This window comes from Streptomyces sp. NPDC058326 (genome assembly GCF_042879855.1).
In the GTDB taxonomy this organism is placed as follows: Bacteria; Actinomycetota; Actinomycetes; order Streptomycetales; family Streptomycetaceae; genus Streptomyces.
Genome location: NZ_JBHVZO010000008.1, coordinates 163003 through 186118, shown reverse-complemented (window position 1 = coordinate 186118; position 23116 = coordinate 163003). Strand labels below are relative to the sequence as shown.

At 71.8% G+C, this 23116-nt stretch carries 18 protein-coding genes; 9 read left to right on the top strand and 9 right to left on the bottom strand.

What is annotated here, in order from left to right; genetic code table 11:
• Positions 1-56 precede the first annotated feature (56 nt).
• The 7 genes from ACFVYX_RS17525 (at position 57) to ACFVYX_RS17495 (ending at position 9041) form a co-directional block, all read left to right on the top strand.
• Positions 57-1892: a PQQ-binding-like beta-propeller repeat protein gene (locus ACFVYX_RS17525; RefSeq protein ID WP_389682242.1), complete on the top strand. Its 1836-nt coding sequence runs from the start codon at positions 57-59 to the stop codon at positions 1890-1892.
• A 13-nt stretch (positions 1893-1905) separates the two neighbouring features.
• Entirely contained in the window at positions 1906-3813 is a 1908-nt protein-coding gene (locus ACFVYX_RS17520; protein ID WP_389682241.1) for a PQQ-binding-like beta-propeller repeat protein, read from the top strand.
• 237 nt (positions 3814-4050) lie between these two features.
• The gene (locus tag ACFVYX_RS17515) at positions 4051-4734 is read left to right on the top strand and encodes a LuxR C-terminal-related transcriptional regulator (protein WP_389682353.1); all 684 of its coding nucleotides are present in this window, start codon (positions 4051-4053) and stop codon (positions 4732-4734) included.
• Positions 4735-4855: 121 nt separating this feature from the next.
• Positions 4856-5899 carry a galactose-1-phosphate uridylyltransferase gene (galT, locus tag ACFVYX_RS17510; RefSeq protein ID WP_389682240.1) on the top strand — a complete coding sequence of 348 codons (1044 nt, stop codon included), beginning with the start codon at positions 4856-4858 and terminating at the stop codon, positions 5897-5899.
• On the top strand, positions 5896-6882 hold the full coding sequence (galE, locus tag ACFVYX_RS17505; protein WP_389682239.1) for a UDP-glucose 4-epimerase GalE: 987 nt from the start codon (positions 5896-5898) through the stop codon (positions 6880-6882). Before galT ends, galE begins: the two co-directional genes overlap by 4 nt.
• Positions 6879-8018 carry a galactokinase gene (gene galK, locus ACFVYX_RS17500; RefSeq protein ID WP_389682238.1) on the top strand — a complete coding sequence of 380 codons (1140 nt, stop codon included), beginning with the start codon at positions 6879-6881 and terminating at the stop codon, positions 8016-8018. Before galE ends, galK begins: the two co-directional genes overlap by 4 nt.
• Positions 8019-8261: 243 nt before the next feature.
• Positions 8262-9041, top strand: a complete 780-nt coding sequence (locus ACFVYX_RS17495; RefSeq protein WP_389682237.1) for a LuxR C-terminal-related transcriptional regulator — start codon at positions 8262-8264, stop codon at positions 9039-9041.
• On the opposite strand, the gene ACFVYX_RS17490 is transcribed toward ACFVYX_RS17495, so the two are convergent.
• A complete protein-coding gene (locus ACFVYX_RS17490) occupies positions 9000-9497 on the bottom strand; it encodes a MarR family winged helix-turn-helix transcriptional regulator (protein ID WP_389682236.1) in 498 nt (165 codons plus the stop codon). The genes ACFVYX_RS17495 and ACFVYX_RS17490 overlap by 42 nt on opposite strands.
• A 162-nt stretch (positions 9498-9659) precedes the next feature.
• Between ACFVYX_RS17490 and ACFVYX_RS17485 the strand changes: the two genes are divergently transcribed.
• A complete protein-coding gene (locus ACFVYX_RS17485) occupies positions 9660-10493 on the top strand; it encodes a trans-aconitate 2-methyltransferase (protein ID WP_389682235.1) in 834 nt (277 codons plus the stop codon).
• Between the two features lie 71 nt (positions 10494-10564).
• Here the strand turns inward: ACFVYX_RS17485 and ACFVYX_RS17480 are convergent, their stop codons facing one another.
• From ACFVYX_RS17480 to ACFVYX_RS17460, 5 genes are all read right to left on the bottom strand, one after another.
• Positions 10565-12250 carry an FG-GAP repeat domain-containing protein gene (locus ACFVYX_RS17480; protein WP_389682352.1) on the bottom strand — a complete coding sequence of 562 codons (1686 nt, stop codon included), beginning with the start codon at positions 12248-12250 and terminating at the stop codon, positions 10565-10567.
• A gap of 119 nt (positions 12251-12369) precedes the next feature.
• Positions 12370-14052: an FG-GAP repeat domain-containing protein gene (locus ACFVYX_RS17475; RefSeq protein ID WP_389682234.1), complete on the bottom strand. Its 1683-nt coding sequence runs from the start codon at positions 14050-14052 to the stop codon at positions 12370-12372.
• A gap of 232 nt (positions 14053-14284) precedes the next feature.
• The gene (locus ACFVYX_RS17470; RefSeq protein WP_389682233.1) at positions 14285-15994 is read right to left on the bottom strand and encodes an FG-GAP-like repeat-containing protein; all 1710 of its coding nucleotides are present in this window, start codon (positions 15992-15994) and stop codon (positions 14285-14287) included.
• A 196-nt stretch (positions 15995-16190) separates the two neighbouring features.
• The gene (locus tag ACFVYX_RS17465) at positions 16191-16874 is read right to left on the bottom strand and encodes a TetR/AcrR family transcriptional regulator (protein ID WP_148005190.1); all 684 of its coding nucleotides are present in this window, start codon (positions 16872-16874) and stop codon (positions 16191-16193) included.
• A complete protein-coding gene (locus tag ACFVYX_RS17460; RefSeq protein WP_389682232.1) occupies positions 16874-17842 on the bottom strand; it encodes an acyl-CoA desaturase in 969 nt (322 codons plus the stop codon). Before ACFVYX_RS17460 ends, ACFVYX_RS17465 begins: the two co-directional genes overlap by 1 nt.
• Positions 17843-18091: 249 nt before the next feature.
• Between ACFVYX_RS17460 and ppc the strand changes: the two genes are divergently transcribed.
• Positions 18092-20821 carry a phosphoenolpyruvate carboxylase gene (gene ppc, locus ACFVYX_RS17455; RefSeq protein WP_389682231.1) on the top strand — a complete coding sequence of 910 codons (2730 nt, stop codon included), beginning with the start codon at positions 18092-18094 and terminating at the stop codon, positions 20819-20821.
• A gap of 69 nt (positions 20822-20890) precedes the next feature.
• On the opposite strand, the gene ACFVYX_RS17450 is transcribed toward ppc, so the two are convergent.
• The 3 genes from ACFVYX_RS17450 to pth all read right to left on the bottom strand — a co-directional run bounded on the left by ACFVYX_RS17450 (position 20891) and on the right by pth (position 22996).
• The gene (locus ACFVYX_RS17450) at positions 20891-21787 is read right to left on the bottom strand and encodes an LPXTG cell wall anchor domain-containing protein (protein WP_389682230.1); all 897 of its coding nucleotides are present in this window, start codon (positions 21785-21787) and stop codon (positions 20891-20893) included.
• Between the two features lie 126 nt (positions 21788-21913).
• A complete protein-coding gene (locus tag ACFVYX_RS17445) occupies positions 21914-22357 on the bottom strand; it encodes a hypothetical protein (RefSeq protein WP_389682229.1) in 444 nt (147 codons plus the stop codon).
• 42 nt (positions 22358-22399) lie between these two features.
• Positions 22400-22996, bottom strand: coding sequence for an aminoacyl-tRNA hydrolase (pth, locus tag ACFVYX_RS17440; protein WP_389682227.1), 597 nt, complete (start codon positions 22994-22996; stop codon positions 22400-22402).
• Positions 22997-23116 lie beyond the last annotated feature (120 nt).

The window sequence follows — 23116 nt, the reverse complement described above, 5'->3', positions numbered from 1 at the left end:
GCGCCACGGCGTGAGTGGTAGAAAGAAAACCCGTTCACGTCAAGGGGGAACCGCTGATGACCCAGCCGCCCAGCAACCAGCCGCCGGGGGGCTTCGGAGTCCCCCAGGACCCGAACCAGGGCCCGTACGCCGGCCAGCCTCAGGGCACGCCGCCCGTCCCGCCCGTCCCGCCCGTCCCGCCCCAGAGCCCGCCGGCCGCGCCCGGACCGTACGGGCAGCAGCCGCAGCCCGGTTACGGATACCCGCAGCAGGCCCCCGGGCCGTACGGCCAGCAGCCTCCGCAGCAGCCGTACGGCTACCCGCAGCAGGGCCAGCCCGGGTACCCGCCGCAGGGTGGCCCTGGCTATCCGCAGCAGCCGGGCCCGTACGGCCAGCAGCAGAACCCGTACGGCGGCTACCCCGCCCAGCCGGGATACCCGGGCGCCCCCACCCCGCCGTCCGGCGGCGGACCCCTCAAGGGCCGTACCGGAATCGTCGCGGCCGTGGCCGCCGCCGCCGTCCTGGTGGCCGCCGTCACCACCTGGGCCGTCGTCGGCGGTGACGACGAGAAGGACCCCGTCGCCGGTCCGACCGCCACCGCCCCCTCCTCCACCGGCGCGCCCAAGCCCACCGAGTCCGTCGACAAGGGCGATGGCTCGGGTGACGGCTCCAACGGCGAGGAGGACCTCAACGCCGGCCGCAAGGACGGCGAGGCCAAGATCAACTGGCTGCTCAAGAACAACGTCGACCTGCCCCGCAACGGCGCCGACGTCTACGGCCCCTGGATCGTCGGCGACACGGTCGTCAAGGCCATGTACAAGAGCATCGCCGGTTTCAGCCTCAGCGACGGCTCCTCGAAGTGGCAGGTCGACGTGCCGTTCGAGCTGTGCGCGGCGCCCGCGAACCCGTCGGCGAACGGCGTCATGGTCTTCGGCTACGCCGAGAGCGCCAAGGACGGCGCCAAGTGCAGCCAGCTGCAGATGGTCGACCTGAAGACCGGCAAGGCGGGCTGGAAGAAGGCCGTGCCCAAGCCGAAGGGCCTGTTCGCCTTCTCGGACAACACCCTGTCCATCAGCGGCAACACGGTGACCGTCGCGGGCACCAGCAGCGCCTACGGCTTCTCGCTCGCCGACGGCAAGCAGCTGTTCACCGGTCCCACCACCGGCTGCAAGCCCTTCGCGTACGCGGGCGGCAGCAGGCTGATCGCCGCCATGGACTGCCCCTCGGGCAGCACGAGCAAGAAGCTCCAGGCGGTCGGCGAGGTCAACCCGGCCACCGGCAAGCCCAAGTACACCTTCAAGCTGGAGGCGGGCTGGGAGGTCGACAAGGTCTACTCGATCGACCCCCTGGTCGTCTCCGCCACCCAGCGCGAGCAGAAGAAGTGGACCGTCTTCGCGCTCGACGCCAACGGCAGGCTCCGCTCGCAGATCCAGGGCGGCAAGGACAAGTTCGCCCCGTCGTGCGGCGGCGGCTTCGTCATCTTCGGCAAGAACCTCGAGGGCTGCACCGGTGTCGCGGCCGACGCGAACACCTTCTACATGGCCACGGAGACCTCGTACGGCACTCCCAACGAGGTCGTCGCCTTCGACCTGAAGACCGGCAAGGCCAAGTGGCGCTCCAAGGCGCCCGGCAAGCAGTCCATGATCCCGCTGCGCATGGAGAGCGGCCAGGTCCTGGTCTACGTCGACCCGTCGTACGACACGGGCGGCGCCGTCGCGACCATCGCCCCGACCGGCGGCGCGCCGAAGATCCTGCTCCAGCACCCGGCGTCCACGGCCCAGGTCGAGAGCAGCTTCTACAGCCCGGGCTACGCCTACGGCGGCGGCACCTTCGTGGTGGCGAGCGGGCGCGTGTCCGCCACCAACGACGAGGCCGAGAAGCAGGTCAAGACGATGATGGCCTTCAGCAAGTGAGGTACACGGACCGATGACGCAGCCACCCCCGCCCCCGCCGAACCAGCCCCCGGACCCCCAGGGCGGCTTCGGCGCGCCGACGCCCCCGCCGCAGCAGCCCGAACCGGGCTACGGCTTCGCCAAGGAGCAGCCGGGCTACGGCTACCCCCAGCAGCAGCCGGAGCCGGGCTACGGCTATCCGCAGCAGCCGGAGCAGGGTTACGGCTACCCGCAGCAGCCCGGCCAGGGCTACGGGCAGCCGCAGCAGCCGCCGACGGCCCCGCAGCAGCCTCCCGCGCCGCCGCAGCAGCCGTACGGCTACCCGACCGCGCCGCAGCAGCCGCAGCAGCCCTACGGCGGCGGCTACCAGCAGCCGGTCCAGCCCCCGTACGGCTATCCGACCCAGCCGCAGCAGCCCTACGACGGCTACCAGCAGCCGGCCCCGGCCCCGGCGGCCGGCGGGGGCGGGAAGCTGTCGGCACAGCTGCAGATCATCATCGCGGCGGCCGTCGCCGTCGCCCTGATCGTCGGTTTCGGCATCTGGTACGCCGGTTCCGACGGTGGCGAGGACCCGGGCAAGGAGGCCAAGGGCACGGCCGGCACCTCGCAGGGCACCGACGGCGGGTCCGGCGGCTCGAACGGTCTGGGGGGCGACGGCAAGGAGAAGGCCCCGGCGGTCACCCAGTCGAAGCAGGTCTTCCGCCTCGCCCTGCCGAAGGTCCCCGACACCACGGACGTCTCCGGCTCCTGGATCACCGACAAGGCGTTCGTGAAGACGGGCGTGAACTCCGTCGTCGGCTACGACCTCGCCAAGGGCACGGTCCTGTGGACCCTGCCGCTGACGGGCCAGGTCTGCGGCGCCTCGCGCCACATGACCGCCGACCACAAGGTGCCGATCCTCTTCGAGGCCAAGAAGCGCGTCGCGCCGCGCTACTACCAGCAGTGCACCGAGGTCGGCCTGGTCGACCTGAACACCGGCAAGCTGCTCTGGTCCACCTCCGTCACCGGAGGCAACGCCGGCGACCAGAAGGCCCGGTTCAGCGAGGTCACGCTCAGCGGGAAGACCGTCGCGGCCGGCGGCACCGACGGAGGCGCGGCCTTCGACGTCGCCAGCGGCAACCCGCGCTGGAAGCCGCAGGCCGACGCGCAGAGCTGCTACGACCTCGGGTACGGCGGCGGCGAGGGACTCGTCGCGGTCCGCAAGTGCGGTCAGTACGACAGCCAGTACGTGATGATCCAGAACCTCGACCCGATGACGGGCGCCCCGGTCGCGCAGTTCAAGATGCCGACCGGTGTGAAGTACGCGTCGGTGGTCTCCGCGAAGCCGCTGGTCGTCGCGGCCGACGTCGGCGACAGCGCCGGTGACGGCAGCGGCATCTCGGACTTCTTCTCCATCGACGAGAAGACCGGAAAGCTGAAGGCGAAGATCACGGCGGACGCCGACCAGTACGGGGCCCGCTGCCGCTCGACCAAGGTCGAGTCCTGCACGCAGGTGCTCGTCGGGAACGGCCGTCTCTACGTGCCGACCGAGGAGCACGAGGGCTCCACCGGCGAGTACGGCGACGAGACGAACGAGATCATCGCCTTCGACCTGGCCACCGGGAAGACGGTGCCCGAGAAGGCCGACGCGGGCGACACGTACACGCTGGTCCCGCTGCGCATGGACGGCGGCGACCTGATCGCGTACAAGGTGCCCCCGTACGACAAGGGCGGCCGGATCGTGTCCATCAACGGGGGCACGATGAAGGAGACCCTCCTCATGGAGAACCCGTCGGAGAAGTCGGTCCGGGAGACGGAGCGGAGCTTCGGCGTGACCGGCAGCGAGTACCTCTACGGCGGCGGCCGCTTCTTCGTCTCGCGCACGTACGTGAGCAAGACCCGCGACGGCGGCACCACGGCCGGCCGGGAGTACCTCGCCGTCTCGTACGGCACCGGAGGCTGACGGCCGCCGGCCGAGACGAAAGGGCCCCTCCGGCGATGCCGGAGGGGCCCTTTCCGTCGGCTCGGCCCGCCGCCGGACGGCGCGCGGCCGCCGACGTGCCGCCACGGTGTCACCGGGAAGGGTGAGGTGACGTCCCGTCGGACCGGGACACGGTTGGCGCGTCATGGTGCGGGGGAGCGTGTACCTTGCCGGGTCAGGCGTGCCGGGGGACGGCGCGGAGGATGGGGGATGACCGGGATGGGCGTACGCCTCGTGGTGGTGGACGACCACCGCCTGCTCGCGGAGGCGCTCGCCTCGGCGCTGAAGCTGCGCGGGCACCGGGTGCTCGCGGCGGCCGCGCCGGTGGCGGGTGCGGCGGAGCTGGTGGTGAGCCGGGCGCCGGAGGTCTGTCTGCTCGGCACGGCCTCGCCGGCCGAGCCGGGGGTCTTCGACCCGGTCGTACGGATCAAGCGGGAGCGGCCGCAGGTGGCCGTGGTGGTCCTCGGTCCCGTGCCCTCGCCGCGCGGGATCGCGGCGGCGTTCGCGGCCGGGGCCTCGGGCTACGTCCGGCACGACGAGCGCATCGAGGGCGTCGAGCGCGCCCTGGTGAAGGCCAGGGCGGGGGAGTCGGCGGTGGCGCCGCAGCTGCTCAGGGCGGCCTTCGCGGAGCTCCTGCACCCCTCGGCGCAGCCCGACGACGAGGGGCTGCGGCTGCTGCGGCTCCTGACGCGGCGGGAGGTGGAGGTCCTCGTCCGGGTGGCGGAGGGGGAGGACACCCGGCTGATCGCGGCGGGGATGGGGATCGCGCCGAGCACGGCGCGGACGCATGTGCAGCGGGTCCTGATGAAGCTGGGGGTGGGGTCCCGCCTGGAGGCGGCGGCCCTGGCCGCCCGTACGGGGCTGCTGGACCGCGCGGTGCCGGGGCCGCGGGAGCCCTTCTGACCCGAGGTGTCGATGGGCCGGTCCTGCCGTGTGGGGGGACCGGAGCTCCGCCGTTGACGGCGATGTTGGAATGTGATTCCTTGTGCGTGGTTCTGTTTGATCCCGCCCGGAGGGCACCGCCGTGAAGAAGACCGTCACCACACTCGCCGACGGGCGCGAGCTGATCTACTACGACGCCCACGACGACACCGTCCGTGCCGCCGTCGACCCCCGCCCCCTCACCCCCGTCGTCTCCCGCTCCGAGATCCGGCACGACGCCCTCACCGGCGACCCCGTCGCCATCGCCTCGCACCGGCAGGCCCGCACCTACCACCCGCCGGCCGACGCCTGCCCGCTCTGCCCCGCACGCGACGGACGCGAGAGCGAGATCCCGGAGGAGAGCTACGAGGTGGCGGTCTTCGAGAACCGTTTCCCCTCCCTCTCCGGCGGCGTCGGCCGCTGCGAGGTCGTCTGCTTCACCGACGACCACACCGCGTCCTTCGCCGACCTCCCCGAGGAGCGCGTCGCCCTCGTCCTCGACGCCTGGACCGACCGCACCGCCGCGCTCTCCACCCTGCCCGGCGTCGAGCAGGTCTACTGCTTCGAGAACCGGGGCGCCGAGATCGGCGTCACCCTCCCGCACGCCCACGGCCAGATCTACGCCTTCCCGTACGTCGCCCCCCGCACGGCCGCCATGCGCCGCCGCATCGACGAGCACCGGGCCGAGACCGGCCGGAACCTCTTCGACGACGTCGTCGAGCGCGAGCGCACCGAAGGCGAGCGGGTGGTCCTGGAGACCGAGCACTGGATCGCCTTCGTCCCGTACGCCGCCCACTGGCCGTACGAGGTCCACCTCCACCCCAAGCGCCGGGTGCCCGACCTCCTCGCCCTCGACGGCGCGGCGCGCACAGAGTGCGCACAGGTCTACCTGGAACTCTTGAGGCGCTTCGACCGGATCTTCGGCCCGGACGAGTCGCCGACGCCCTACATCGCCGCCTGGCACCAGGCGCCGTTCACGGACGCGCGGCGGGAGGACTTCGGACTGCACCTGGAGCTCTTCACCGTCCGACGGGCCTCCGGCAAGCTGAAGTACCTCGCGGGCACCGAGTCCGGCATGGGCGCGTTCATGAACGACGTACGGCCGGAAGACGCGGCCCGACGACTCCGAGAGGTGGCAAGCGCATGACACAGAGGTATCTGGTGACCGGCGGGGCCGGATACGTGGGCAGCGTCGTCGCCGCCCACCTCCTGGGGCGGGGCCACCGGGTCACCGTCCTCGACGACCTCTCCACCGGCTTCGCCGAAGCCGTCCCGGAGGGCGCCGAGTTCATCGAGGGCCGGATCCAGGACGCCGCGAAGTGGCTGGACGGCTCCTATGACGGCGTCCTGCACTTCGCCGCCTTCTCCCAGGTCGGCGAATCCGTCGCCAAGCCGGAGAAGTACTGGGAGAACAACGTCGGCGGCACCATGGCGCTGCTCGCCGCGATGCGCGCCGCCGGCGTCCGCAGGCTCGTCTTCTCCTCCACCGCCGCCACCTACGGCGAGCCGGAGAGCGTGCCGATCACCGAGTCCGCGCCGACCGCCCCCACCAGCCCCTACGGGGCGAGCAAACTGGCCGTCGACCACATGATCGGCGGCGAGTGCACCGCCCACGGCCTGGCCGCCGTCTCGCTGCGCTACTTCAACGTGGCCGGGGCCCACGGGCCCCTCGGCGAACGGCACGAGCCCGAGTCGCACCTGATCCCGCTCGTCCTCCAGGTAGCCCTGGGCCGGCGCGAGGCGATCTCCGTGTACGGCGACGACTACCCCACCCCCGACGGCACCTGCGTCCGCGACTACATCCACGTCGCCGACCTCGCCGAGGCCCACCTCCTGGCGCTCGACGCCATGACCGCGGACACCGTGCCGGCCGGCGAGCACCTGATCTGCAACCTCGGCAACGGCAACGGCTTCTCCGTCCGCGAGGTCGTCGAGACCGTACGGAAGGTCACCGGCCACCCGGTCCCGGAGATCACCGCCCCGCGCCGCGCCGGAGACCCCGCGGTGCTCGTCGCCTCCGCCGAGGCCGCCCGGGAACGGCTCGGCTGGACGCCGTCCCGGCCCGACCTCGCGGACGTCGTCGCCGACGCCTGGGCCTTCGCCCGTCGTGAAGAGGAGAACGGCTCATGAGCGTCGCCGCCGGCTTCGAGGCGCTGTACGGCGCCGCCCCCGACGGTGTCTGGGCCGCCCCCGGACGGGTCAACCTGATCGGTGAGTACACCGACTTCAACGACGGCTTCGTGCTGCCGCTCGCGCTGCCGCACACCACCGTCGCCGCCGTCTCCCGCCGCGACGACAACGTGCTGCGCCTGCACTCCGCCGACATCGACGGCGGCATCGTCCAGCTGGAGGCCGACGCCCTCGAACCGCTCTCCGGCGGCGGCTGGGCGGCCTATCCGGCCGGTGTCGTCTGGGCCCTGCGGGAGGCCGGACACCCCGTCACCGGCGCGGACATCCACCTCACCTCGACCGTGCCGACCGGCGCCGGGCTCTCCTCGTCGGCCGCCCTCGAGGTCGTCACGGCCCTGGCCCTGAACGACCTGTTCGCGCTCGGGCTCTCCCGGCCCGAACTCGCCAGGCTCGCCCAGCGCGCCGAGAACGCCTTCGTCGGCGTCCCCTGCGGCGTCATGGACCAGATGGCCTCCGCCTGCGCCGAGGAGGGCCATGCCCTCCATCTGGACACCCGGGACCTCTCGTACCGCCAGGTCCCCTTCGACCTGGCCCGCGAGGGGCTGCGGCTGCTCGTCGTCGACACCCGCGTGAAGCACGCGCTCGGGGACGGCGCGTACGCCGTACGGCGCGCCGGTTGTGAAGCCGGTGCGCGGGCGCTCGGAGTGCGGACCCTGCGTGACGTCAGCGCCGCGCATCTCCCCGCATCCCTCGCACGACTGAGCGACGAGACGATTCTGCGGTACGTCCGGCACGTCGTCACCGACAACGCGCGCGTGGAGCGGACCATCGCGCTCCTCGACGCGGGGGACACCCGGGCGGTCGGCCCCGTCCTCACCGAGGGCCACGCCTCGCTCCGGGACGACCTGGGCGTCTCCTGCCCCGAACTGGACCTGGCCGTCGAGGCGGCGAACGCCGCAGGGGCGCTCGGCGCCCGCATGACCGGCGGAGGCTTCGGCGGCTCCGCCCTCGTCCTCGTCGACACCGAACGGGCCGAAGCCGTCGCCGCCGCCGTCGGGAAGGCCTTCGCCGACGCCGGATACGCGGCCCCCGGCATCTTCACCGCCGTGCCCTCGGCGGGCGCCCGCCGCCTCTGAGCGCCGGCCCCCAGGCCCGCACGACTTCGGACAGTTCCGCGAATCGGCCCCCACCGCGACGCCCCGCCCCTACTGTGTGGGGCAGCGCCGGTGGGGGCCGGTGCTGTTTCAGGGTGCGAGACCCGGTCGGGTACGGCGCCGGCAGCGGGGTAACTCTCATCGCACGGCGGCGGCCGCGCGAGTGACGGACCCGCTCCGGCGCCGTGCCCGCGTCGGTCCGTTCCTCGACACTTGGGGGTGTCCGTGGCACGTATCCGTGTCCTGGTGGTGGACGACCACCGCGTCTTCGCCGAATCGCTGGCCGCCGCGCTCGCCGCGGAACCCGACGTCGACGTCGCCGCCGCGGGAAGCGGCCCGGCCGCCCTGCGCTGCCTGGAGCGCGGTGCGGCGGAGGGGCGCAGGTTCGACGTGCTGCTCGTCGACGCCGAGCTGGGCGGGTCACCTCCGGGAGCGGCCGTGGCCCGGGCCGTGCCGGACGACGCCGAGGGCGTCGTCGACGGGATCTCGCTGGTCGCCGGGGTGCGCCAGATCCACCCTGCCGTACGGACCGTGGTCCTCGCGGAGAAGGACGACCCGCGGCGGGCGGCGCTCGCCCTGCAGTCGGGGGCCTCGGGCTGGGTGGCGAAGGACTGCTCGCTCCAGCGGCTCCTCGCGGTGGTCCGCGGGGTGCTGCGGGACGAGACGCATCTGCCGCCCGCGCTGCTGACCGGCGTCCTGCGGGAGCTGACGGCGGCCCGTAAGCACCGGACGGACAGCGAGCGGCTCGTGGAGTCGCTGACCCCGCGCGAGCGGGAGGTCCTGTGCTGCATGGTCGCGGGGCTGGGCCGCAAGGCGGTCGCCGAGCGCCTCTTCCTCTCCCCGCACACCGTCCGTACGCACATGCAGAACGTGCTGGGGAAGCTGGGCGTGCACTCGACCCTGGCGGCGGTGGCGCTGGCCCGCCGCGCGGGCGTGGGCCCGGCGCAGCTGGACGAGGTCCGGCTAGCCGGGGATGTTGTCGAACGGGGCGGTCAGCCGGCGTAGCAGCCCGGCCAGTTCGCCGCGCTGCGCGCGGGAGAGCTGGGACAGGATGGCCCGCTCCTGGGCGAGGAGCCCGGCGAGCGCCTCGTCGGCGCGGTCGCGGCCCTCGGGCGTGAGCCGGACGAGGACGCCGCGCCGGTCGCTGGGGTCGGGGAGCCGCTCGACAAGGCCCTTCTTGGTGAGCCGGTCGATGCGGTTGGTCATGGTGCCGGAGGTGACCAGGGTCTGCGTCAGGAGCTGGCCGGGGGAGAGCTGGTAGGGGGCGCCGGCCCGGCGCAGCGAGGTGAGGACGTCGAACTCCCAGGGCTCCAGCTGGTGCTCGGAGAAGGCGAGCCGCCGGGCGCGGTCGAGGTGCCGGGCGAGCCGGGAGACACGGCTGAGCACCTCGAGCGGTTCCACGTCGAGGTCGGGGCGCTCGCGGCGCCATGCTGCGACCAGTCGGTCGACCTCGTCCTCCATGACGATCAGTGTAGAGGGTCTGTTGACATAAAGTCTCTTGGGTTCAAGTTTCTTGATGTCGAGTATCTTGTGTTCAAGATATATTCCGCTGGACTATGGGGAAGGGACCCGGCCGGAACTCCATTCCGTTTCGGCCATTCGTTCCAGCAAGGGGCATCGAACATGCATTCCGTGGAAACCGCCGCACCCACATGGGACCCGCAGCAGTACCTCCGTCACGCCGGCCACCGCACCCGTCCCTTCCTCGACCTGCTCGCCCGAATACCCCGTCTCCCCGCCCAGGACCGGCCGGCCAGGATCGCCGACCTCGGCTGCGGCCCGGGCAATGTGACGGCCCTCCTCGCCGACCGCTGGCCCGACGCCCACATCACCGGCTTCGACCTCTCGCCCGAGATGCTGGAGCGGGCCGAGAAGGACTGGTCCGGCACCACGCGCGGCGGCGGGTGGCTCGACTTCCGCCCCGCCGACGCCGCCCACTGGACCCCCACCGAGCCCTACGACCTGATCGTCTCCAACGCGGCCCTCCAGTGGGTGCCCAACCACCCCGAGTCCTTCGCCGGCTGGATCGACGGACTCCACCCCGGCGGCACCCTCGCCTTCCAGGTCCCCGGCAACTTCACCTCGCCCAGCCACGCCCTGCTCGGCGAACTCTGCGAGACCCCCGAATGGCGCGGCCGCGTCGGCGACCAGGGCCGCCGCTTCGTCCACATCCTCGGCGCCGCCGACTACCTCACCCGCCTCACCGACCTCGGCTGCGAGACGGACGTCTGGGAGACCACGTACTGCCAGCTGCTCCAGGGCGAGGACCCGGTCCTCGACTGGGTCAAGGGCACCGCCCTGCGGCCCGTGCTCACCGCCCTCGGCGACGACCAGGAGGCGGTCGACGCCTTCCTCGGCCAGTACCGCACCCTCCTCCGCGAGGCCTACCCACCGGGGCGGCACGGGACCGTCTTCCCCTTCCGCCGCATCTTCGCCATGGCCACGAAGCCCCGCTGACGCCGCCCGGAGACAAGCCCGCCCCGCACCGGACGATCCGGTGCGGGGCGGTCACGGGTGGTGTCGGGGCGTCAGGAGAACAGGTCGTAGATCGAGTACGACCACTCGGTGGGGGTCCGCCCGGAGAACTTCCCCGGGGTGGTGCCCAGGTAGCGGTACATGGTGCCGGTCGTGGTGACGCCCAGCACGTCGCTCCTGCCGTCGGCGTTGAGATCACCGGGGGAGAACAGGTGCTTGTACGTGTTCCAGCCGGAGCCGATCTTCGCGCGGGGCTTGAAGGGGGCGGTGGCGTTGCCGGTGCCCGCGTACAGGTACAGGTCTCCGCCGGTGGTGCGGGCCAGCAGGTCGGCGCGGCCGTCGCCGGTGTGGTCGCCGGTGCCGAAGATCTTGTTGTAGCCGCCCCAGCCCGAGCCGACCTTCACGCGGGCGGCGAGCGCGGTGCCCAGGCCGTTGCCCTTGTACAGCCACAGGACGCCGCTCTTGTCGCGGGCGAGGATGTCGGCCTTGCCGTCGCCGCTCAGGTCACCGCTGCCGGCGAGGGCGTCGTAGATGCTCCAGCCGCCGCCGATGTACTCCATGTCGGCGTACAGCGCGCCCCCCGAGACCTGGAGGACGTCCAGCGTGCCGTCCCCGTCCAGGGAGGCGACGCTGGTCCAGGAGAGCCCCTTCCAGCCACCCCACTCGCTGTACTGGACGGGGGCGTCGGCTTCGAACGTGAGGCCGCCGGACAGGTACAGCGTCCCGATGTCGTCGCGGGCGACGAAGCCGTCCCGTCCGGTGTACGCGTTGTTGCCGGCGCCCGCGAACTGCGCGACGTACCGCTCGGCGCCCACGTCGCCGGAGCGCACGCGCCCGTTCAGGGTGCCGTCGCCGCGCGAGGCGTAGTGGAACAGCGTGCCGTCGCCGTCCCGCCCCCACAGCCCGCCGTCACCGGCGCGCAGGATCTGGGTGTACGTGTTCCACCCGCCGCCGACGGACGTGCGCGTGCCGAAGGGCTTGGCCGGGTCACCGCTGCCCGCGTACCACCAGAGGGTGCCGGTGGTGTCGCGCGCGTACAGGTCGCCGCGTCCGTCGCCGTTGCCGTCGCCGAGGCCCACGAGCTGGTCGTAGACCCCCCAGCCGCCGCCGACCAGGACGCGCGCGCCGAACGGCTTCGCCAGGTCGCCGGTGGCCGCGTAGGCGTACAGCTGCCCGTCCTTGGTGCGGGCGAGCAGGTCGGCGCGGCCGTCGCCGTTCATGTCACCCGGCGAGGTGATCTTGTTGTAGACCTGCCAGCCGCCGCCCACCCGGTGCGCGGTGCCGCTGCCGTCCAGGGTGGCGTCCGCGTACAGGGTGAGCGTGCCGTCCTCGGAGAGGACGAGCACCTCCGGGTGGGACGTGGCGCCGCCCTGGTCGCCGATGGCGAGGAAGTCCCTCGCGATCTCCTTCCGGCCGAGGTCGAAGAGGGAGGATTCCGGCACGGCGGGGGACGACGCGTACAGCTCGCCGTCGTAGTAGCGGTAGAGGAGGTCCTCGGCGCCGTCGCCGTCCAGGTCGGACAGCCGGGCGGAGGACGCCTCGGCGGCGAGGCGGCCCGCGCCGGTGTCGGCAGTCGGCGGGGCCACCGGCCTCGGCGGCACGGCGGAGGGCGCGGACGGTGTCAGCAGTGCGGGTCCCGGCACGGGGTCCTGGGCCGACGCGGGAGCCGCCAGCAGCATGCCGGCGGAGAGGGCGAGGGCGGTGCACGCGGCGACGCGGCGGCCACGCCCGGAGAACACGGAACGCAAGAAGGGTCCTCTTCGGGAGGGAGGGAGGGAGGGATGGAGGGGCGGGGGAACGGGGACGGGGTCCCTCGCCGGAAGCACCGGTGAGGGACCCCGTCGGGTGCCGGGAGGCGTCAGCCGATCTGGTTGTAGATCTGGAAGCCGCCGCCGAACCGCGCCCGGGTGGAGAACTTGCCCGGGGTCGTGTTCAGGTAGGTGTACAGGTCGCCGGCGGAGGTGATGCCGACGATGTCGCCCTTGCCGTCCGCGTTCAGGTCGCCGGCGGCGGCCAGGTGCTTGTAGGTGCCCCAGCCGGAGCCGATCTTCACGCGGCCCCCGAAGGGGGTGGTGGCGTTGCCGGTGCCCGCGTACAGGTACAGGTCGCCGCCGGTGGTGCGGGCCAGCAGGTCGGCGCGGCCGTCGCCGGTGTAGTCGCCGCCGCCGAAGATCTTGTTGTAGCCGCCCCAGCCCGAGCCGACCCGGATGCGGGTGGCGAACTTGTCGCCCTCGCCGTTGCCCTTGTACAGGTACAGGACGCCGGAGCGGTCGCGGGCGAGCAGGTCGCCCTTGCCGTCGCCGCTCAGGTCACCCGGGCCGGCGAAGGCGTTGTAGATGCCCCAGCCGGAGCCGATGTAGTACGCGCCGTCGATCCACAGGTCACCGTCGAGGTTCTGGACGGTGTCCTGCATGTTGTCGGGGTTCATCGACGAGACGGCGGTCCAGACGGCGTTCTTCCACTCGCCCGTCCCGCTGGCGACCTGGCGCGGGGTGACCTTGCCCGTGGTCGAGGGGCCGTACCAGAACAGCGTGCCGGCCGTGTCGCGGGCGAGGAAGCCGTCCTTGCCGGTGTACGGGATGTTGCCGCCGAGGGCGAACTGCTCGATGCCCGCGAAGTCACCGGTGTCGCCGGCCTTCTGGCGCGGGTTCAGGGTGCCGTCGCCCTTGCCGATGTACAGGTACATCGTGCCGGAGTTGTCCCGGGCCCACAGGGCACCGTTGCCGGCGGGCAGGATCTGGTTGTAGGTGTTCCAGCCGCCGCCGATGGACTTGCGGGTGGCGAACGGGTGGTTCTTGTCACCCGTGCCGGTGTAGAACCACAGGGTTCCGTTCCGGTCGCGGGCGTACATGTCGGCCAGGCCGTCGCCGTTGCCGTCGCCGAGGCCGACGAGCTGGTCGTACGCGCCCCAGCCGGAGCCGACGAGGATGCGCGCGCCGAGCGGCTTGGTCACGTCGCCGGTGGCGATGTACACGTACAGCTGACCGGCCGGGGTGCGGGCGATCACGTCGGCCTTGCCGTCGCCGTTCACGTCACCGGGCGAGGTGATCTTGTTGTAGGCCTGCCAGCCGCCGCCGACCGAGTGCTCGTACGGGGTGCCGTACTCGGCGACGTCCCTGTACAGCGTCAGGGTGCCGTTCTCGGACAGGACCAGCATCTCGGGCTCGGCCTCGCCGGCCTGGTTGCCGATCGGGATGATGTCCTTGGCGACGTCGACGCGGCCGAGCACGACCTCCTCGCCCTCGCCGGCGGTCGTGTAGATCCCGTCACCGGCGCGGAAGACCAGGTCCTCGATGCCGTCGAGGTCCAGGTCCGACAGGAGCGGCGAGGTCGCCGCGGCCGCCTGGGCGCCGGCGCGGGCGCCGTCCTGACCCGGGCGGACCAGCTGCGGCGGCGTGAAGGACGTGTCCTTCTTCTGGATCGTGGGCTGCGGCGCCGGCGAATCGGCGGACGCGGTGCCCGAGAAGAGCATGCCTGCGGAGAGGGCGAGAGCGGTGCAGGCGACGAGGCGGCGAGCACGCCGGGAATGCGTGAAAAGCAAGAGATCCCCCCAGGGACCAGAGATTCGGCAGGACCGAACAGGGGGTTCGCACAGCGTCGAACGGCGTCAGCGCAGGCCATCGGGCACGCGGAGACGACCTCGTTCGAAGGTCGGGAACACCCCCCCGGATGTTGAACGTGATTCTACTCATGCGCGCGCCGTATGCCAGCGGTCTTTTCGTGAACGTGAGACGCCCCGCACCGGAATTCCGGTGCGGGGCGTCCGAGGGCTCCTAGTACAGCTGCGTGTAGGTCTGGAAGCCGGTGCCGATCTTCGCCCGGGAGCCGATGGCCGAGCCGGTGCCCGTGCCCAGGTAGCGGTACAGCTCGCCCGCCGCGTTCACCCCGAGCAGGTCGGCCTTGCCGTCGCCGTTCAGGTCGCCCGGCGTCGCCAGCTTGTTGTACGTGTTCCAGCCGGTGCCGATCTTCACCCGGCCGGTGAACGGGGTCGTCGCCGAGCCGGTGCCCTTGTAGAGCCAGAGGGCGCCGGCGCCGTCACGGGCCATCAGGTCCGTGCGCCCGTCGCCGGTGAAGTCGCCCGCGCCGAGGATCCGGTTGTACGCGCTCCAGCCGTCCCCGACCCGGATCCGGGAGGCGACGCCCGTACCGGAGCCGTTGCCCCGGTACAGCCACAGGACGCCGGAGGTGTCGCGGGCCAGCAGGTCGCCCTTGCCGTCGCCGCTCAGGTCACCGGGGCCGATGAGCAGGTTGTAGATCTGCCAGCCGCCGCCGAGGTCCCGGTCCGCGTTGTACAGGTGGCCCCGGTAGATCTCCAGGAGGTCGGCGAACGCGCCCTCGTCCAGGGCGGAGACGTACGAGATGTTCGCGCCGGCCCAGCCGCCGGTGCTGCCCCACTGCGCGCGTGCGGTGAGCTTGCCGTTGTTCTGGTCGCCGTACCAGAAGAGCGTCCCGGCGCGGTCGCGGCCGATGAACCCGCTCCTGCCGGCGGTCGGGATGTTGCCCGCCCCGCCGAACTGGTCCACGCCGAGCCAGCTGCCGGAGAGCTTCACCGGCGCCGAGTACGAGCCGTTGCCGAGACCGCTGTAGGCCCAGAGCGAACCGGCCTGGTCACGGGCGAGCAGATCGGCCCTGCCGTCACCGTTGCGGTCGTCCGGGGCGACGATCTGGTTGTACGCGTTCCAGCCCTGGCCGAGCACCCTGGGCGGCTTGAACGGCGACGCCGGGTTGCCGGTGCTGCCGTAGAAGTGCAGCCGGCCGTCCGTGGTGCGGGCCACGAGGTCACCGCGGCCGTCGCCGCTGTTGTCACCGACGCCCACGAGCTGGTCGTAGACGCCCCAGCCGGCGCCGACCTTGGCGCGGCCGGTGAGCGGTTGCGTGGGCTCGCCCGTCCCCCGGTAGGAGTAGAGCTCGCCGTTGTACTGGCGGGCGAGCAGGTCGGCCTTGCCGTCACCGTTGATGTCGCCGGGCGAGAACACCTTGTTGTAGATGTTCCAGCCCCTGCCCTCCCAGGCGGGCCAGCCGTAGTTCGTGCCGGCCTCCTCGTACAGCCGGAGGACGCCGTCCCGAGCGAGGGTGAGCACCTCCGGCTTGCCCGTGCCGTTCTGGTCGCCGATCGGGATGAGGTCGAGGTCCAGGAGCGCGCCCGAGGTATCGAACTCGCCGGTCGTCGTCGCACTGCTCGTGGCGACGTACGTCCGGCCGTCCTGCTTGCGGTGGATCAGATCGGTCCTGCCGTCGCCGTCCACGTCGAAACGGGGCGCCACGACGGCCGTCGCGCCGGCGGTACGGGCTGTGCCCGTCTCGACGGCCGGCTGCGACATGTCCAGCTTCGGCGTCGTCGTGTCAGCGAACTGCGGCTGCTCCACGACGGGCCGGGGGCCGGTCTCGGCAACGGCGGGTGACGCCATGACCATGCCGGCGGACAGGGCGAGCGCGGTACAGGTGGTGACACGACGAGCACGCCCGAAGAATGCGGAACGCAAAAGATCCCCCCCTGGGGAACGTGAGAACCAAGGACCGGAACGGGGGGTCCGCGACGCCCCCGCACGGCCGAGGGCGCGTACGGGGGGCGAACACCCCCCCGGATGTGGGGAGGAGTGTACCCCTGCGCGATCAAGGGGAGTCGAACGGGTTTCCGCACTCCGTCAGCTCTCGGCTGCGTCGGTTCTCGCGGCTCCGTCAGCTCTTGCGGTGCCCTATCAGCCGCGGCTTCGGCTCCAGACCGTCCAGACCGTGCCACGCCAGGTTCACCAGATGCGCCGCGACCTCCGCCTTCTTCGGCTTGCGGACGTCGAGCCACCACTGCCCCGTCAGCGCCACACTGCCCACGAGGGCCTGCGCGTACAGCGGAGCCAGCTTCGGATCGAACCCCCGGGCCTTGAACTCCAGACCCAGGATGTCCTCCACCTGCGTGGCGATGTCACTGATCAGCGACGCGAACGTACCCGTCGACTGCGCCACCGGAGAATCCCTCACGAGGATCCGGAAGCCGTCCGTGTAGTTCTCGATGTAGTCGAGCAGCGCGAACGCCGCCTGCTCCAGGAGCTCCCGCGGATGCCCGGCCGTCAGCGCGCCCGTCACCCCGTCGAGGAGCTGGCGCATCTCCCGGTCGACCACGACCGCGTACAGACCCTCCTTGCCCCCGAAGTGCTCGTACACCACCGGCTTGGAGACCCCGGCCTTCGCCGCGATCTCCTCCACCGACGTGCCCTCGAAACCCTTCGCGGCGAAGAGCGTGCGGCCGATGTCGAGCAGCTGCTCCCGGCGCTCCGCGCCCGTCATCCGCACCCGGCGCCCGCGCCGGGGCTTCTGCTCGCCGCTGCCGGTGCCGCTGGTCCTGCCGTCGATCGCCACGTCTTCCATCATGCCGCGTCTGCGGACGCGGTCTGGCGGCGGGCTTCGATGCGCTCCTTCGCCGGCCAGCGCACGTCGTACGCCCAGCCCAGCTGCTCGAACCAGCGGATCAGCCGCGCGCTGGAGTCGACCTGACCGCGCAGCACGCCGTGCCGCGCCGACGTCGGGTCCGCGTGGTGCAGGTTGTGCCAGGACTCGCCGCAGGACAGCACCGCGAGCCACCACACGTTGCCCGAACGGTCCCGCGACTTGAACGGACGCTTGCCCACCGCGTGACAGATCGAGTTGATCGACCAGGTCACGTGGTGCAGCAGCGCCACCCGCACCAGGGAGCCCCAGAAGAAGGCGGTGAACGCGCCCCACCACGACCACGTCACCAGACCGCCCACGAGCGGCGGGATCGCGAGGGAGAGCATCGTCCAGAAGATGAAGTCACGGGAGATCCGCCGGAGCGCCGGGTCCTTGATCAGGTCGGGCGCGTACTTGGCCTGCGGGGTGCGCTCCTCGTCGAACATCCAGCCGATGTGCGCCCACCACAGGCCCTTCATCAGCGCGGGCACGGTCTCGCCGAACCGCCACGGCGAGTGCGGGTCGCCCTCCGCGTCCGAGAACTTGTGATGCTTGCGGTGGTCCGCCACCCAGCGCACCAGAGGCCCCTCCACCGCGAGCGAGCCCATGATCGCCAGAGCGATCCGCAGCGGCCGCTTCGCCTTGAAGGAACCATGCGTGAAGTAACGGTGGTAACCGATCGTGATGCCGTGGCAGCCGATGTAGTACATCGCCACCATCAGCCCCAGATCGAGCCACGACACACCGCCCCAGCTCCAGGCCAGCGGCACGGCCGCGACCAGGGCGGCGAAGGGCACCGTGATGAACAGCAGCAGCGTGATCTGTTCGATCGACCGCTTCTTGTCCCCGCCGAGCGTGGCGGCGGGCAGCTCCTGTTCGGATTCGAGTGTCTCGGGGCTTGTGGTCATAAGGGTCCCCTGGGGATGAGGGAAGAGGGATGAAAGTGAGCGGAACGGTAGGAAACGGGCGCGTAGCTACGCCTCCGTAACCTACGGCGTCGTAAGTATGGCAGCGCCGGGGCGCGCGGCAAGAGGGCACAAGAGGACCCTGACCGCTGTCCGGCAGATGGACACCTATCCTGGGTGCGTCGGACAGCGCGGTCCGCAAGCCTCCAGAACCCCTCCAGACGTGCTGAAACACTGCAAGGAGCCGCACCTGTGAGCAGTGCCGACCAGACCCCCACCGCCAGCGCCGAGCTGCGCGCCGACATCCGCCGACTGGGCGATCTCCTCGGCGAGACCCTCGTCCGCCAGGAGGGCCCCGAACTCCTCGACCTCGTCGAGCGGGTCCGCGGCCTCACCCGCGAGAACGGCGAGGCCGCCGCCGAGCTGCTCCAGGGCGTCGAGCTGGAGACGGCCGCCAAGCTGGTGCGCGCCTTCTCCACCTACTTCCACCTGGCGAACGTCACCGAGCAGGTCCACCGCGGCCGCGAGATGCGCGAGAAGCGCGCCGCCGAAGGCGGCCTCCTCGCCCGCACCGCCGACATGCTCAAGGACGGCGACCCCGAGCACGTCCGCGAGACGGTCAAGAACCTCAACGTACGGCCCGTCTTCACCGCGCACCCCACCGAAGCCGCCCGCCGCTCGGTCCTCAACAAGCTCCGCCGAATCGCCGCCCTCCTGGAGACCCCGGTCATCGAGGCCGACCGGCGCCGCCACGACCTCCGGCTCGCCGAGAACATCGACCTCATCTGGCAGACCGACGAGCTCCGGGTCGTCCGGCCCGAGCCCGCCGACGAGGCCCGCAACGCCATCTACTACCTCGACGAGCTGCACGCCGGCGCCGTCGGCGACGTCCTGGAGGACCTCGCCGCCGAACTGGAGCGCGTCGGCGTCGAGCTGCCCGCCGGCACCCGCCCGCTCACCTTCGGCACCTGGATCGGCGGCGACCGCGACGGCAACCCCAACGTCACCCCCCAGGTGACCCGGGACGTCCTGATCCTCCAGCACGAGCACGGCATCACCGACGCCCTCGAACTCGTCGACTACCTCCGCGGCCTCCTCTCCAACTCCATCCGCTACGCCGGAGCCACCCAGGAACTCCTGGACTCCCTCCAGCGCGACCTGGAGCTCCTCCCGGAGATCAGCCCCCGCTACAAGCGCCTCAACGCCGAGGAGCCGTACCGGCTCAAGGCCACCTGCATCCGGCAGAAGCTCGTCAACACCCGCGAGCGCCTCGCCCAGGGCACCCCCCACCAGGACGGCCGCGACTACCTCGGCACCGCCGAGCTCGTCCACGACCTCACCCTCATCCAGACCTCCCTGCGCGAGCACCGCGGCGGCCTCTTCGCCGACGGCCGCATGGACCGCACCATCCGCACCCTCTCGGCCTTCGGCCTCCAGCTCGCCACCATGGACGTCCGCGAGCACGCCGACGCCCACCACCACGCCCTCGGGCAGCTCTTCGACCGTCTCGGCGAGGAGTCCTGGCGGTACGCCGACATGCCCCGCGACTACCGGCAGAAGCTCCTCGCCAAGGAACTGCGGTCCAGGCGTCCGCTCGCCCCGACCCCGGCCCCGCTGGACGCGGCCGGACAGAAGACCCTCGGCGTCTTCCACACCGTCAAGGAAGCCTTCGAGCGCTTCGGCCCCGAGGTCATCGAGTCGTACATCATCTCGATGTGCCAGGGTGCCGACGACGTCTTCGCCGCCGCCGTCCTCGCCCGCGAGGCCGGCCTCATCGACCTGCACGGCGGCTGGGCGAAGATCGGCATCGTGCCGCTCCTGGAGACCACCGACGAGCTCAAGGCCGCCGACGTCATCCTCGACGGCATGCTCGCCGACCCCTCCTACCGGCGCCTCGTCTCGCTCCGCGGCGACGTCCAGGAGGTCATGCTCGGCTACTCCGACTCCTCCAAGTTCGGCGGCATCACCACCAGTCAGTGGGAGATCCACCGCGCCCAGCGGAGGCTGCGGGACGTCGCCCACCGTTACGGGGTGCGGCTGAGGCTGTTCCACGGCCGCGGCGGCACCGTCGGCCGCGGCGGCGGCCCCTCGCACGACGCCATCCTCGCCCAGCCCTGGGGCACCCTGGAGGGCGAGATCAAGGTGACCGAGCAGGGCGAGGTCATCTCCGACAAGTACCTGATCCCCTCCCTCGCCCGCGAGAACCTCGAACTCACCGTCGCGGCCACCCTGCAGGCCTCCGCCCTGCACACCGCCCCGCGTCAGTCCGACGAGGCCCTCGCCCGCTGGGACGCGGCCATGGACACCGTCTCCGACGCCGCCCACACCGCGTACCGCAAGCTCGTCGAGGACCCCGGCCTGCCGGCGTACTTCCTCGCCTCCACCCCCGTCGACCAGCTCGCCGACCTGCACCTGGGCTCACGGCCCTCCCGCCGCCCCGGCTCCGGCGTCTCCCTCGACGGACTCCGCGCCATCCCCTGGGTGTTCGGCTGGACCCAGTCCCGCCAGATCGTCCCCGGCTGGTTCGGCGTCGGCTCCGGCCTCAAGGCCCTGCGCGAGGCCGGACTCGACCCGGTCCTCGGCGAGATGTACGAACAGTGGCACTTCTTCCGCAACTTCCTCTCCAACGTCGAGATGACGCTCGCGAAGACCGACCTGCGGATCGCCCGCCACTACGTCGACACCCTGGTCCCCGACGACCTCAAGCACGTCTTCGACACCATCGAGGCCGAGCACGCGCTGACCGTCGCCGAGGTCCTCAAGGTCACCGGCGGCGAGAAGCTCCTCGACTCCAACCCGGTCCTCCAGCAGACCTTCGCCATCCGCGACGCCTACCTGGACCCCATCTCCTACCTCCAGGTCGCCCTGCTCGACCGTCAGCGCAGCGCGGCCGAGCGCGGCGAGGAGCCGGACCCGCTGCTCGCGCGGGCCCTCCTCCTCACCGTGAACGGCGTCGCGGCGGGCCTCCGCAACACCGGCTGACCGCCTGCCCGCAGACACGAAGGTGCCCCCGTGGAGATCTCCACGGGGGCACCGTCATGACGGGATACGTCAGCCCTGCTGGGCGGCCTTGCGGCGACGGGTCACCAGGTACGCGCCGGCACCCGCGAGGGCCAGGGCCACGGCGGCGAGAACACCGACGGGCGCGCTGGAACCGGTCTCGGCCAGGTCGCCATCGGTGTCGCCGGCGCCGCCGGTGGCGGTCTCACCGGAGGTGGAGCCACCGGTGGCCGAGCCACCCGACGTGGTGTCACCGGTGGTGGAGCCGCCGGTGGTCGTCCCACCGGTGGCCGAGCCGCCCGTGGTGGTCGCACCCGTGGTCTCGCCCGTGGTGGAACCGCCGGTCGCGCCACCGGTGGTGGTCTCACCCGTGGTGGTCCCACCGGTGGTGGTGTCGCCGGTCGTGCCACCGGTCGTGGTGTCGCCGGTCGTACCACCGTTGGTGGTGTCACCGGTCGTACCACCGTTGGTGGTGTTGCCCGTCGCGCCACCGTTGGTGGTGTCGCCCGTCGTGCCACCGTTCGTGCCGCCGGTCTCGGTGGCCGCGCAGGTGTGCGACAGGTTGAAGAAGCCCTGCTTCACCTCGCCGTCGACCAGGGCGACCGCCGAGGTCAGCTCGGCACCGGCCTCCGAGGCCACGTAGGCGTGGTCGTCCTTCGGCGGGCCGAACTCCTTGATCGTGATCGGGGCACCGTTGTCGAAGGTGACCGTCAGCTCGACGAAGTTCACACCGCCGCCGGGGAGGATGAAGTGCCAGCCGTCCTTGCCCGCCGGAATCGTGTCCGGGCACTCGCCCTGCTGGAACTTGGCGGCCGTGATCGGCGTCGGCTGGTGCAGCGGAAGCTCGTACGTCTTCGGGCCGTCGGACGCCGAAGCCAACGGCGCCAGGACCAGAGAACCCGCTACGGCAGCGACGAGCGCGCCGGAAGAGATGAGGGTACGTCGCATGTGCAGTCGTCCATCTGTGGGATGAGGATGATGCCGTGGGAGGTGGCGGACGCAGCCTATCCGTCGCCTTAAGTCACCCTTAACCCAGTGGCTCATAACGATCGGGCCCCACTCGGGCGGAACCTCTCAGAGCGTCAGGAACGCCGCCACGAGCAGCGCCCCGCCCGCACCCGCCGCCGACCACGCCACCCGCGGCAGCCGCAGACCACCGCCGATCAGCGGCGCCGCGAGCAGCAGCGCCCCGCCGAGCGGCAGCCACGCGTGCAGACCACCGCCCCAGCCCGTCCGCACGCCCTCGCCCGTGCCCGGCTTCACCACCACCGGGATCGTCACACCCCGCTCCGCCGCGACCGACCGCGCGATCGTCAGCGTCCGCCGCGTCGACGACGGGTCCTCCGGGACATAGCGACCGCTGCACGTCTTCTCGGTGCAGCCGGTCACCGTCAGCGTCCCGTGCTCCCGCCCCTTGCCGAGCAGGACGTGCTGGGCCGAGTTCCAGGAGGCCCAGGCGCCCGCGACGAGCAGCAGGAGGGCGACCAGGGCCATGGCGGCGTTACGGACGTGCGTCATGACCCGCGATCGTACAGTCGTACGTTCCCGGGGCCGGAGGCCCTACGAGTTGTACGCCGACTGGGCCCGCTCAAGGCCCTCCGCCACCAGACACTCCACCGAGTCCGCCGCCCGGTCCACGAACCAGTCCAGGTCCTTGCGCTCCGCCGACGAGAAGTCCTTCAGGACGAAGTCCGCCACCTGCATCCGGCCCGGCGGGCGCCCGATCCCGCACCGCACCCGGTGGTACTCCGCGCCCATCGCCTTCGTCATCGACTTCAGACCGTTGTGCCCGTTGTCGCCGCCGCCGATCTTCAGCCGCAGCACCCCGTAGTCGATGTCCAGCTCGTCGTGGACCGCCACGACCCGCTCCGTCGGCACCTTGTAGAAGTCGCGCAGCGCCGTCACGGGACCGCCCGACAGGTTCATGTACGACATCGGCTTCACGAGGATCACCCGGCGGCTCGAAGGCCCCGGAGGACCCATCCGGCCCTCCACGACCTGCGCCTGCGCCTTCTGGGCCCGCTTGAACGAGCCCCGCATCCGGTCGGCGAGCAGATCCACCACCATGAAGCCGATGTTGTGGCGGTTGGCCGCGTACTCCGGCCCCGGATTGCCGAGGCCGACGATCAGCCAGGGGGCGTTCGCGTCGTCCGTCATGTGCGTCAGGTCTCCTCGTGTCCGTCCGTACAAGAGAAACGGGGTGACGGGCCGATCGGCCCGTCACCCCGTCACGTCAAGCAGAGCCCGCAAGGCAGGCCCGTCAGGCAGAGCCTACGG